Source organism: Streptomyces sp. NPDC021093, assembly GCF_044333135.1.
GTDB lineage: Bacteria > Actinomycetota > Actinomycetes > Streptomycetales > Streptomycetaceae > Streptomyces.
Genome location: NZ_JBIRQJ010000011.1, coordinates 319651 through 332079, shown reverse-complemented (window position 1 = coordinate 332079; position 12429 = coordinate 319651). Strand labels below are relative to the sequence as shown.

The 12429-nt window shown below is 72.4% G+C and carries 10 protein-coding genes; 2 read left to right on the top strand and 8 right to left on the bottom strand.

The annotated features are described in order from the left end of the window. Positions 1-133 precede the first annotated feature (133 nt). The 6 genes from cobT to ACH4SP_RS32685 all read right to left on the bottom strand — a co-directional run bounded on the left by cobT (position 134) and on the right by ACH4SP_RS32685 (position 9775). Positions 134-4417: a nicotinate-nucleotide--dimethylbenzimidazole phosphoribosyltransferase gene (gene cobT / locus ACH4SP_RS32710; RefSeq protein ID WP_398420275.1), complete on the bottom strand. Its 4284-nt coding sequence runs from the start codon at positions 4415-4417 to the stop codon at positions 134-136. A gap of 498 nt (positions 4418-4915) precedes the next feature. Further along, positions 4916-6175 (bottom strand): precorrin-6y C5,15-methyltransferase (decarboxylating) subunit CbiE, encoded by a 1260-nt coding sequence (cbiE, locus tag ACH4SP_RS32705; RefSeq protein ID WP_398420273.1) that lies wholly within the window; start codon positions 6173-6175, stop codon positions 4916-4918. A 78-nt stretch (positions 6176-6253) separates the two neighbouring features. After that, positions 6254-6904: a GNAT family N-acetyltransferase gene (locus tag ACH4SP_RS32700; protein WP_398420271.1), complete on the bottom strand. Its 651-nt coding sequence runs from the start codon at positions 6902-6904 to the stop codon at positions 6254-6256. 173 nt (positions 6905-7077) lie between these two features. After that, a complete protein-coding gene (locus ACH4SP_RS32695) occupies positions 7078-7935 on the bottom strand; it encodes a MetQ/NlpA family ABC transporter substrate-binding protein (protein ID WP_398420328.1) in 858 nt (285 codons plus the stop codon). A 104-nt stretch (positions 7936-8039) separates the two neighbouring features. Then, positions 8040-8708, bottom strand: coding sequence for a methionine ABC transporter permease (locus ACH4SP_RS32690; protein WP_398420269.1), 669 nt, complete (start codon positions 8706-8708; stop codon positions 8040-8042). After that, positions 8705-9775, bottom strand: a complete 1071-nt coding sequence (locus ACH4SP_RS32685; protein WP_398420267.1) for a methionine ABC transporter ATP-binding protein — start codon at positions 9773-9775, stop codon at positions 8705-8707. The genes ACH4SP_RS32690 and ACH4SP_RS32685 overlap by 4 nt, the downstream gene beginning before the upstream one ends. Positions 9776-10304: 529 nt before the next feature. Here ACH4SP_RS32685 and ACH4SP_RS32680 point away from each other — a divergent pair. Both ACH4SP_RS32680 and ACH4SP_RS32675 read left to right on the top strand, forming a co-directional pair. Next, positions 10305-10664: a hypothetical protein gene (locus tag ACH4SP_RS32680; RefSeq protein WP_398420265.1), complete on the top strand. Its 360-nt coding sequence runs from the start codon at positions 10305-10307 to the stop codon at positions 10662-10664. Beyond that, positions 10664-11074: a hypothetical protein gene (locus ACH4SP_RS32675; RefSeq protein WP_398420263.1), complete on the top strand. Its 411-nt coding sequence runs from the start codon at positions 10664-10666 to the stop codon at positions 11072-11074. The genes ACH4SP_RS32680 and ACH4SP_RS32675 overlap by 1 nt, the downstream gene beginning before the upstream one ends. Before the next feature lie 229 nt (positions 11075-11303). Here ACH4SP_RS32675 and ACH4SP_RS32670 read toward each other — a convergent pair whose 3' ends face one another. Next, a complete protein-coding gene (locus tag ACH4SP_RS32670) occupies positions 11304-11810 on the bottom strand; it encodes a GNAT family N-acetyltransferase (protein WP_398420261.1) in 507 nt (168 codons plus the stop codon). A gap of 36 nt (positions 11811-11846) precedes the next feature. Beyond that, on the bottom strand, positions 11847-12371 hold the full coding sequence (locus ACH4SP_RS32665) for a sigma-70 family RNA polymerase sigma factor (protein WP_398420259.1): 525 nt from the start codon (positions 12369-12371) through the stop codon (positions 11847-11849). Between the last annotated feature and the right edge of the window lie 58 nt (positions 12372-12429).

Genomic DNA, 12429 nt, shown 5'->3' with positions numbered 1-12429 from the left:
ATCCCCTTCCCGGTCGGCCGCCCCCGGTTCTCCCGGATCTCGAACTCCATCGCATCCCCTGAGCTGGGGTGTTGCGACAACCACTAGAACTCAAGGGTCAGGCGGAGGCTCCGGCGGTCGGCTCGGGAGCCGGTTACTTCTCCGTGACGCCGGCCGAGTCGAACGTCGCCACCTCGTGCATCGCCCGCGCCGCGCTCTGCACCACCGGCAGCGCCAGCAGCGCGCCCGTGCCCTCGCCGAGGCGGAGGTCCAGGTCGACGAGCGGGCGCAGGCCCAGCTTGTTGAGGGCTGCGACGTGGCCGGGTTCCGCGCTGCGGTGGCCCGCGATGCAGGCCGCGAGGGCCTCGGGGGCGACCGCGCGGGCGACCAGGGCTGCCGCGCCCGCGCTCACGCCGTCCAGGATCACGGGCGTACGCAGCGACGCTCCGCCGAGGAGGAAGCCGACCAGTGCCGCGTGCTCCAGGCCGCCGACGGCGGCGAGGACGCCGATGGGATCGGCCGGGTCCGGCTTGTGGAGGTCCAGCGCGCGGCGGACGACGTCGACCTTGCGGGCGTGCATCTCGTCGTTGATGCCGGTGCCCCGGCCGGTGACCTCGGCCGGGTCCTGACCCGTGTAGACGCAGATCAGGGCGGCGGAGACGGTGGTGTTGGCGATGCCCATCTCACCGGTGAGGAGGGCCTTGTTGCCTGCCGCGACCAGGTCGCGGGCGGTCTCGATGCCGACCTCGATCGCGGACAGGACCTCTTCGCGGGTGAGCGCGGGACCGGTCGTGAAGTCGGCCGTGCCCGCGCGCACCTTGCGGGGCAACAGGCCCGGCGTGGCGGGGAGTTCACCGGCCACGCCCACGTCGATCACGCAGACCTCCGCGCCGACCTGGTTGGCGAACGCGTTGCAGACCGCTCCCCCGCCGAGGAAGTTGGCCACCATCTGCATGGTGACCTCCTGGGGCCACGCCGTGACGCCCTGGGCGTGCACGCCGTGGTCGCCCGCGAAGATCGCGACGGCCGCGGGCTCCGGGATCGGCGGCGGGCAGACCCGGGACAGACCGCTGAGCTGCGCGGAGATGATCTCCAGCATGCCGAGCGCACCGGCGGGCTTGGTCATCCGCTTCTGGCGTTCCCACGCCTCGCCGAGCGCCTTGGCGTCCAGCGGGCGGATGTTGGTGATCGTCTCCTGGAGGAGGTCGTGCGGCTCCTCGCCGGGCAGGGCGCGGCGGCCGTACGTCTCCTCGTGGACGACCCAGGACAGCGGGCGGCGCTTGGACCAGCCCGCCTGGAGCAGTTCGGGCTCCTCGGGGAACTCGTCGACGTACCCCACGCAGAGGTACGCGACGACTTCGAGGTGCTCGGGCAGGCCCAGCGCCCGTACCATCTCGCGCTCGTCGAAGAAGCTGACCCAGCCGACGCCCAGGCCCTCGGCGCGGGCCGCGAGCCACAGGTTCTCGACGGCGAGCGCCGAGGAGTACGGGGCCATCTGCGGCTGCGTGTGGCGGCCGAGGGTGTGCCGGCCGCCACGGGTCGGGTCGGCGGTGACGACGATGTTGACCGGGGTGTCGAGGATGGCCTCGATCTTCAGTTCCTTGAACTGCTTGGCCCGGCCCTTGGGCAGCGACTTGGCGTACGCGTCGCGCTGGCGGGCGGCCAGTTCGTGCATCGCGCGGCGGGTCTCGGCCGAGCGGATGACGACGAAGTCCCAGGGCTGGGAGTGGCCGACGCTCGGCGCGTGGTGCGCGGCCTCCAGGACGCGGAGCAGGACCTCGTGCGGGATGGGGTCGCTGCGGAAGCCGTTGCGGATGTCGCGGCGCTCGCGCATGACGCGCAGCACGGCCTCGCGCTCGGCGTCGTCGTAGCCGGGGGCGGCGGGGACCGCCGGGGTCTCGGGGGCGGGCTGCTCCGCCGCGGGGTCGGTCTCGGCGCCAGGTGTTTCTGCCTGCACGGGTTCTTCCTGCACGGGCTCCTCCTGTACGGACTCGGCGTCCGCGGCACCGGTCCGGGCCGGCCCGGACCGCCCGGGTTCGGTGTCCACCGGCCCGGCGGGCGCCTCGGTGTGCGTCCCGGTGGCTTCGGCCGTCTCGATGACCTCCGCCGTCTCGATGACTTCGGCCGTCTCCGCCTCGTCGGCCGACTGCTCCGGCAGAGGGGGCAGCGGCGCGGCCGGGCCGCCGTTCAGCGGGGCGGGGACCGTCGCGGACGGCTCCGCCGGTACGTCACCTGCGGCGGGGGCGGCTGCGGGCTCGTCCTGGGGGACGACCGCCTCGGGCTCGGCCCCGGCATCGGCCTGACCGGCCTGACCGGTCTCCTCCGGTACGGCGGCGGGCTCGGGCACCTGCTGCGCGGATGCGTCGGGTCCGGGAGTCGCTTCGACGGGGGCCGCCGCGGCGACGGGATCGGCAGTGGGCTCGGGCAGGGCGGCCTGCGCAGCCTCCGCGGAAGCGGAAGCGGGTGCGGGTGCGGGTGCGGGTACACCCTCCGCGGGTACGGCAACGAGCTCCTGCTCGGGGGCCGCAGCAGCGGCGGGCGCGGCGGCCTGTTCGGGGGCCGCGGCGGGCTCCGTCACGGGCGGCACCGGGATCGGCGCCAGCTGCGAATCGACCGGTACCGAGCCTTCCACCTGTACGAACTGCCCGGCGGGCGGCGTCGCCTGCGCACCGGCCGGAACCTGGGCGGGTACCGGGACCACCGGGGTGGCGTGGGCCGGGCCCGGCTGGAACACCGGCTCCGGAACGGCGGGTTCGGCGGAGGCGTCGGCGGCCGGGGCAGGAGCGGCGGCCTCAGGGGCCGTCTGGTCCGGAGCCTCGGGGGCCGTGTGCCCGTGGGCGGGAGTGGCTGCTTCCGGAGCGCTCTCGGGGGCGGGACTTCCGGCGACGGCGCCTTCGGGCGCGCTCGCGGGCGGAACGACCACGGCATCCGGAACGATGCCGTCCGGGGCTGCGCCCCCTGGAACGGTCCCTTCCGCCGCGACGACCGCCGGAGCAGCAGCCGCCGGGACGTCGGCCTCAGCGGCCGGAACCGGAACCGCACCCTCCGCGCCGACAACGGCAACGGCGTCGGCGTCAGGAGCGGTGACCTCTGGAGCAACGGTTTCCGGAATGACCTGTTCCGGAACGACCGTTTCTGCAGTACTGCCCTGAGGCTCCTGGTGCGGCTGCGACTGCGACTGCGACTGCGACGGAACGGCCTCCGCCGTCTGGTCCACCGCCTGATCCCGCACCTCGTCCGGCACCTGGGCCTGAGCCTGGACCTGCACATGCGTCTCGGCCTGATCCTGGACCTGCACCTGGCCCGGGACAACGGCCGATGCCGGGGCCGTGACCTGAGCCGCCTGGGCGGCGGGGGCCTGGGCCATCGCGTGGCCCGCTCCCTGCGACTGCCCCTGCGCGGGCACCGGAACCGGCACCTGCACCGGCGCGACCTGTGCCTGCGGGACCTGTACCTGCGGCGCCTGCGACTGCGGCTGCGCGAACTGCCCGGACGAGCCCGCGGGCACCGCCGCCGACTGCATCGGGGCCGACTGCATCGGGTCCCGGGCCTCCTCAGCTGCCACCTGCGGCTGCGGCTGCGGCGTCCACGACGTCGGGCCCTGCGAGGGGATCTCGCCGAGCTGCGGGCCGGGCAGCAGCGCGGTCCCGTCGCCCGGGACGTCGAGGTACTCGGGGCCCGTCGTCGGCGGCCCCGCATTGCGCATCGGCACCGGCGTGGGGAGCTGACCCTGGGGCTGAGTCCGAGGCGGGGTCTGGGTCTGCGGCAGGCCCGACGGAGCGCCGGGCACCGCGCCCGGCGTGATGCCCTGGCTCGGCACGGGGCCCTGGGCAAGGCTCTGCGCCGGCACCGGGGCCGAGCTCTGGACCGGAGGAGCCTGGACCGTGTTCTGCACCGGAGCGGCCTGGTTCTGCACCGCCGCGGGTCCACGGTCGGCCAGCGACCGCACGACGCCGCCCGAGGCATCCGGGACGGGCGGGCCCATGTGCAGCGGGCGACGGGCCGGCGGAGGCGTCGGCGCGGCCGTGGACGCGGGCGGCGGAGGCATCCGTACGCCCGAGAGGTCGACCGAACCGGAGTCCCGCCCACCGGCCTCGTGCGCACCGGACTCCACGAGGTGCGGCGCGGCCGCAGCCAGGTGCGGCGCGGACTCCGCGAGATGCGGGGCCGCCTCGGCGAAGTGCGCGGCCGCCTCCGCGGGATGCGGGGCCGGTGCGGGGGGAGCCTGTGCGGGCACCACCTGCGGGTCGCTCCACGCGCCCTGCGAGGCAGGCATCAGCAGGAGGTCGTCGTCCTCAAGTCCGGACTCTGCGGCGTTCCCTGAAGGATCGGAGGGGTCGAGGAAGGTGTAGGCGCCTGGGGCGGGGATGCCCGGCTGCTCCACCATGCCTGCGTTCTCCGGCAGTCCCTCGCCCGGGACCTGGCCGGTGTCAGTCATGCGTACCCCTCGCCCATCTGTAGCGCCAGCGCTTCTTCGGCCCGGCCGCCTTCCCTTCCGCCGGCAGGACCCCGTCGCCCGGAACGACCGCTCGACACGACCGCGCCCGTCAATGGTTGAACGAGCGGGGGTGCCGCGCGGCACGAAAGGTTCCGCGGACACCAAGCATTGTCGCGGCCCTTCGGAGCCGGGGCAGGAAGAACTGCCACGGCCCGCTGTGGGCTGCGCCACGTCGCGCACGTCCCGGGTGTGCCGTACCGCACGCGACCCCAAAGAGGGCCCCTTTTCCAGACATTGGCGAACGTTCCACCAACCGCCCATCTGCGGTACAACGATCGGCCAGCCTACCCCGCGCCACCGACAGCGCTCGCCCTGGGGAGCGATCGGCAGAACATCCGTGCGAAGAAAGGGACATGGTCCCGCCGGATCAGGTACGAGGGTCCAGAAACGCCCCCGGGACGGCCCCCGGTCGGGTAGGCGGCCGGCCGACGGCCCCGGTCAGGTACGGGCGTCCCGCGTCGCGCGCTCCTTGCGGCGCCCCGTCACCAGGAACACCACCGACCGCCTGCGCTCCTCCCAGTCCCCCGCCGGGTCGAGGTCGACCGTCTGGAACAGCGTGCACTCCACGGCGTAGCCGCCCTCGTCGAGGGTGCGGGCGATCGCCTCGGCGTCGTCGCGGTTCTGCGCGTGCGTGACGATCCGCTCGGGCCGCCGGTCGACGCAAGCCTGAACGACGGGTGCGCCACCGCCCCCGATGCGTACGACATCCGGTTCGGGGAGGTCCTCCAGTACGTACGGGGCGTGGCCACGCACCACCTGGAGCTGTACGCCGAACCGCCGAGCCGCGGCCGCGCTCCGTACGCAGGCGTCCGCGCTCTCGTCGACGGCGATGACCGCCGCACCGAACCGGGCGGCCTCGACGGCGAGCGCGCCGCTGCCGGAGCCGATGTCCCACACGAGGTCCCCGGCGCGCGGGCCGAGCCGGGCGAGCTGGGCCGCGCGCAGGCCGGGGGTCTCGCCGTCGGCCAGGTCCTCGCCGTACTCGTCCGACTTCAGCGCCCAGCCGCGCGGTTCCTGCGGGTAGCCGGGTTCGCTGCCGGCGAGCCAGCCGCCGCCCTGGGCGGCGGCCTGCGCCGGGGCCTGCGCGGGTGCCTGGCTGCCGCCGATGACGATGACGACGTTCGGGTCGCGCCAGACGTGGTCGGCGACCCGGTCGGAGGTGAGGACGGTGATGCTCTCACGGTCGGTGCCGAGCTCCTCGCAGATGACGAACGTGCGGTGCACGCCGTCGAGGAGCAGGGCGAGCTCGGCGGGCCCCGCTCCCGGCGAGGTGAGGACGGCGACCTTGGTGTGCGCCCGGCAGACGTTGACCGCGCGGCGCAGCGTGCGGCGATGGGCGACGACCACCTGGGCGTCGTCCCACGGCATTCCGGCGCGGGCGAAGGCGGTGGCGACGGCCGACACGGCGGGCACGACCTCGACCTCAAGTCCGAAGGCGGGTGCCCGCAGGGTCCGTACGACGCCGAAGAAGCCCGGGTCCCCGTCGGCCAGGACGACGGCGGTGCCGCGGTGGCCCGCGATCCGGCGGGCGGCGAGGTCAACGCTGCCGAGCCGGATGCGCTCGGCGCCCTGCGGCACTTCGCCCAGGGCGAGATGGTGCGGGGCTCCCGCGACGAGGGTGGCCGCCGAGAGGGCGGACCTGGCCGCCGCGGTCAGGGGCGAGCCGTCCCAGCCGATCACCGTGACGCGGTCGGCCATCGTGGTCTGTCTCCTGAGCGATCGTGGGGGGAGGCTGAGACTACCTGGTCCAGACCACTCGGGGGGTCTGGACCTGCCTCAGTTCCAGTCGGTGTAGGCGGACGCGTAGCCGCCCGCGTCCGCCATCCGGTCGGCGACCCCTTCGAGGTCCTCGGGGAGCAGGCTCCAGACGATCAGGTCGGTGCGGATGTTCGTCCAGCCTCCGTCGGTGCCGTTCTCCGTGCGCGTACGCGCTATCCAGGCGTTGCGCAGCACGCCCTCGCTGATGCAGCCGATCTTCTGGGCGACCTGCTGGGCGGCGGTGTTGTCGGCCGGGGTGCGCAGCTCGATGCGTTCGAAGCGCTGGTCGCGGAAGAGCCACTGGGCGACGGCGAGCACGGCCTCGGTCGCGTATCCCTCGCCGCGTGCCCAGGGGGCGGTGATGTACGAGATCTCCGCGGCCTGGATGTGCCAGTCGGTGCGGGAGAGGTGCACGAGGCCGACGAGGCGCTGGGTGAGGAATTCGGTGACGGCGAAGATGATGCCGCGCCCCTGGGTGCGCTCGGTGGGCGCGATGCGGCGGACCCAGCGTTCGGCGTCGCGCGCGGTGTAGGGGTGCGGGACGGTCGTCCAGGCGGTGACGGCCTCGTCGTTCATCATCTCGATGTGCGCCGGGACGTCCGCCTCCTCGTAGGGGCGCAGCACCAGCCGGTCCGTGCTGATCGAGACGTCCGGAAAGGTGGTAGTCATGCGCTGCTCCATACCGAAGGGGCGTGAACGGACAGCATGCAGCATGGGGCGGGCGCCGTGCATGGCCGGGTCCGTGGTGCGGGTGACGGTCGCAGCACGGACCGAAGCCCCGTACTCCGCGCGGGAGTACGGGGCTTCAGCACCGCAGGGCGACAAGTATCGTACGATATCTACTACTTGACGGCACCGAAGGCGGGCACGACCGAACCGGTGTACTTGTCCTCGATGAACTTCTTGACCTCGTCCGAGTTGAGCAGCTTGGCGAGCTTCTCGACGCGCGGGTCCTTCTCGTTGCCCTTCTTGACGGCGAGGAAGTTGGCGTACGGGTTGCCGTCCGCCTTCTCGATCACCAGGGAGTCCTTGGACGGCTTGAGGTCGGCCTCGATGGCGTAGTTGCCGTTGATGACGGCGGCGTCGACCTGGTCCAGGGCGCGGGGCAGCGTGGCCGCCTCCAGCTCCTTGAACTCCAGGCCCTTCTTGTCCTTGATGTCGGACAGCTTGGCGTCGGTGCCGACGCCGTCCTTGAGGACGATCACGCCGTTGTCCGCGAGCAGGTGCAGCGCGCGGCCCTCGTTGGTGGTGTCGTTGGGGACGGCGACGGTCTGGCCGGCCTTGAGGTCCTTGAGGTCCTTGACCTTCTTGGAGTAGAGGGCCAGCGGCTCCAGCTCGACGTTGACGACCGGGACGATGGTGGTCTTCTGCTTCTTGTTGAAGTCGTCGAGGTAGGGCTTGTGCTGGAAGAAGTTGGCGTCGACCTCGCCGGACTGGGTGGCGGTGTTCGGCAGGACGTAGTCCGTGAACTCCTTCACCTCCAGCTTGAGTCCGGCCTTGTCGGCCAGCTCCTTCTTCACGTAGTTGAGGATGTCGGCGTGCGGCGTCGGGGACGCGGCGACGACGAGCGGCTTGCTGGTGTCGGTCGTGCCGTCCGCCGACTTCGCGGCGGGGTCGGACGCGGTGCCGCAGGCAGTGGCGCCCAGGGCGAGCGCGGTGACGGCAGCGGCGGCAACGGAGATCTTGATGTTCTTGCGCACGAAAAGTGCCTCTTTCTTGATCTTGTTGATGGTTCGCCCGGACAAGGAGTGCGGGCTCTTCGGAAGGAAGGTTTCGGGGAGGTCCTCGGTGGTTCCGGAAGGTCCTAGGCGGTACGGCCGCGGCGGGCGAGCAGGCGTACGACGCCGTCGCCGAGCAGCTGGACGACCGTGACCAGGACGACCAGGATCACGACGGTGGTGAGCATGAAGGTGGTCTCGAAGCGCTGGTAGCCGTAGGAGACCGCCACGCTGCCGAGTCCGCCGCCGCCGACCGCTCCGGCCATCGCCGAGTAGCCGACCAGGACGATCACCGTGGTGGTGACGGCGGAGATCAGCGACGGCAGGGCCTGCGGCAGCAGCACCTTGAAGACCACGGTCGGCACTCCGCCGCCCATGGCCTGGGCGGCCTCGACGAGCCCGTGGTCGACCTCGCGCACGGCCGTCTCGACGAGCCGGGCGAAGAACGGGATGGCGCCGATGGCGAGCGGCACCACCATGGCGCTGGGGCCGATGAACGTGCCGACCACCAGGGTCGTGAAGGGGATCAGCGCGATCAGCAGCACGATGAACGGCAGCGACCGGCCGATGTTCACGATCACGCCGACGATCTTGTTGACCACCGTGTTCTGGAGCAGGCCGCCCTTGTCGGTGAGGACGAGCAGCAGGCCCAGCGGCAGGCCGCCGAGCACGGAGACGACAGTGGCCCACAGGACCATGTACAGCGTGTCGATGACGCCCTGTTCGAGCAGGGGCTGCATCTCTGACCAGGTCACTTCGCGGTCTCCTTGACGAGCTGGGTCTCCTTGACCGGGGCAAGAACCTGCGCCGGTACGTCGGCGGGCTCGACCACGTCGACCTGGAGGCCCTGCTCGCGCAGGAAGCCGACCGGGACGACGTTCTCCTCGTACCGACCGGGGAGCTCGATGCGCATCCGGCCGATCTGCCGGCCGGCGACGGTGTCCATCGCGGCACCCAGGATCGAGATGTCGATGTTGTACGTACGGGAGAGCTGCGAGATGACCGGCTGGCCGGTGCTCTCGCCGTGGAAGGTGACGTCGATGACGGTGCGGCCGGGGCCGGTCGCCTGTCCGGTCACCGGGAACAGCTCGGCGGCCAGCTCGGAGCCGGGGGTGGCGAGCAGTTCGGCGACCGTGCCGGTCTCGACGACGCGGCCGCGCTTCATCAGGGCGGCCGAGTCGCAGATCGTCTTGACGACGTCCATCTCGTGCGTGATGAGCAGGACGGTCAGGCCGAGCTGCTGGTTGAGGTCGCGCAGCAGCTGGAGGATCGAGCGGGTGGTCTCCGGGTCGAGGGCGCTGGTCGCCTCGTCGGAGAGCAGCACCTTCGGGTCGCCGGCGAGGGCGCGGGCGATGCCCACGCGCTGCTTCTGGCCGCCGGACAGCTGACCGGGGTACGACTTCGCCTTGTCGGCGAGACCGACCAGGTCGAGCAGTTCCAGGGCCTTGCGGCTGCGCTCTTTGCCGGAGACGCCGAGGATCTCAAGGGGCAGCTCGATGTTGCCCTGCACGGTGCGCGAGGACAGCAGGTTGAAGTGCTGGAAGACCATCCCGATCCGGGAGCGGGCCTCGCGCAGCTGCTTGCCGGCGCGCTGACCGCGTCCGGCGAGTGCGGTGAGGTCCGTGCCGTCGACGGTCACGGTGCCGGAGGTGGGGCGCTCCAGCAGGTTGACGCAGCGGATGAGCGAGGACTTGCCGGCGCCGCTCTGACCGATCACGCCGAACACCTCGCCCTCGCGGACGTGCAGGTCGACGCCGTCGAGGGCGGTGACCTCACGGCCGCGCGAGGCGTAGACCTTGGTCAGGCCAGTAGTGGTGATCACAGGGTTTCCATCACTGTTGTCGAGTGCGCGGCGGTTCTTGCCGCCGGGCGCACGGGGCAGGTGTCCGGGGGCGCGGCACGGCTCGGCTCGGAGATCTCGGGGAACCGGGGGGCGCGCGGGGCGGGCGGCGCGATGCGTACGTCCGCGGGCGTTGCGGATGCGTACGAACGCGGCCGGACCAGGTCTCGCTTCGGGGCGCGAGGCTCAGGCAGGGGCCCTCAGAAGTCGCACATTCGACACATACAACGAGCACCGGGCGTCATCATCGCCTCGGTCGCAAGGGTGCGGCTGCTCGTCGTGGTCATGGGAACGAGTAAACCAGACGTGCGTCCGAGCCGATCACTCCTGTCCGAATAGCGGACAGGAAGTGTCCATCCGTGGACACCGGAACGGTGGGACGCCTTGCCTCGCGCGGCCTCCGGCGCACCGGCTGTGGCCAACGCCACGCCGCACGGCGGGCCCGGGACCCGGGGCGACGGGACCGGGGGTCAGCGGCGGCCGCCCGGAAGCGCCCAGTACGCTCCTTTCCATGCTTGACGCCCTGACGGTCGCGGTCTCCGTGGCCGCGCTCGCCCTCGCCGCGTGGTGCGGTTACGCCGCCTTCCGCGACCAGCCCACCAAGGACTGGCACTTCATCGGCATGGCCGTGGTGACGGTCCTCGCCCTTGCCCAGCTGGTGATCGGCATCGTGCAACTGGCACGCGGCGAGAAGCCGGCCGAGGGCAACGTGATCTTCGTGTCGTACCTGGTCGGCGCGTTCGCCGCGGTCCCGGCCGCCGGGTTCATGTCGCTCGCCGAGCGGACCAGGTGGGGCTCGATCACGGTGGCGGCGGGCGCGGTCGTGCTGGCCGTGCTCGAAGTCCGGCTGTACGACATCTGGAGCGGCTGATGACCGCCGAGACGGCACCGGGCGAGCGCAAGCGCCTGGTCAAGGGACCCGGGCTGCTGCTGGTGTGGCTGTACGGGGTGATGTCGGTGGGCGCGGTGTCGCGCTCGGCGTACCAGATCGCGACCGAGTTCGACCGGGCGCCGCTGGCGTACACGCTGTCGGCGGTGGCCGCGGTGGTCTACGCGTTCATCACGTACACGCTGGTACGGGGCGGGGAGACGGCTCGGCGGGTGGCACTGGGGTGCTGCGCGGTGGAGCTGCTGGGCGTGCTCGTGGTGGGGACGTGGACGGTCGTTTCACCGGGGTCGTTCCCGGACGCGACCGTGTGGTCGAAGTACGGGGCGGGGTACTTGCTGATCCCCGTGATCCTGCCGGTCACCGGGCTGATGTGGCTGCGTAGGCGGCGGTAGCGGGGGCGCGCCGTTGGACGGGCGAGGGCGGCCGGTGGTCTTCGTGCGGGTGCGTCGTGGCTGGCCGCGCAGTTCCCCGCGCCCCTAAATGCCTGCCCCCTACCCCCCAGCCGCCTTGGGCAGCGGGGCCGCCCCCCCGGGGGCAGTGGGGTCTCCCCTGCTCCTTAAGAGCTTGGGGAAGGGTGGGCAAGGGGGCGGCCCCCACTGCGGCACGCCCCCTCACGATCGCCTACGCGCTCGCGGCGAAGGCTCCCGCCTCCGCCTCCTTCTCCAGCGTGACCACCGTCAGCCTCGGCCCCGCCTGTTCCTTCGACACCGTCGCGTACCCCCTGCTCCGGTAGAGCCGCAGGTTCGTCTCACTGCGGTGCCCGGTGAAGAGCCGGAAGCGCTTCGCCGCCAGTTCCGCCGTCAAGTGACCCTCTATGGCGGCGAGGAGCCGCCCGCCCAGCCCGTGCCGCCGCATCCTCGGGTGCACGATCAGCTTCGCGATCCGCGCCGTGCCGCCCTCGTCGACCACCGCCCTTACCGAGCCCACGACTTCGTCGCCGAGGCGGGCCACCAGTGCGTACCCCCGGCCGAGTTCGGCCGTCAGATCCACGAGGGTCTGGGTGAGGGGCTCGATCGTGTAGTCGTCGTAGAGCTCCGCCTCGCTCTGGTAGCAGAGGTACTGGAGTTTGAGGATCTGCTCGGCGTCCCGCTCGCCCGCCACCGCAGAGATGATCACGCTCGTGCCCATGTGCTGCCTCCTGCTCGCCCGCTCCACCGGCTGGTTCTACGGCTCCATTCCCCTGCGCGCAGGGGGCGCAACCTCAGCCAGCTCCGCCGCGAGCATTCTGCGCAGGCATCCAAGGCAACGGGAACGCATGGGCCCCAAACTCCCTTGTGACATTCCCAACTCCCCTGCGATTTCCCGGTAGGTGGGGTCGGTCGGGGAGAGCAGGAGGGCGAGCAGGGGGCGGCAGCGCGCCGGGAGGCGGCGGACGGCGGCCCGCAGCGCCCGGCGCCGTTCGGCGGCGAGCACCTCGGGTTCGGGGCCGCTGTCGTACGCCGCCGGCGGCTCGGCGGCGTACGGCAGTTCGCGCAGCGCGCGGCGCCTGGCGAGCCGCGCCTCGGCACGTACCGCGCCCCGCAGCCAGTCGGCCGGCTCCGCGGGCACCCCGTCCGGGTGCTCCAACAGCCGCACCCAGACGGCCTGTTCGAGATCGGCGGCCTCGACCCCCGCACCCGGCGCCTCCGCCGCGGCCTCGGCGGCGAGCAGCGGAGCCAGGGCCTGCACCTCTTGCAGCAGTAGATCCATGCCCGGCGGGACGCGCCCGTCGGCGGGGCCGGTTGCCGGTGGGGGCCCGTCTCACCCG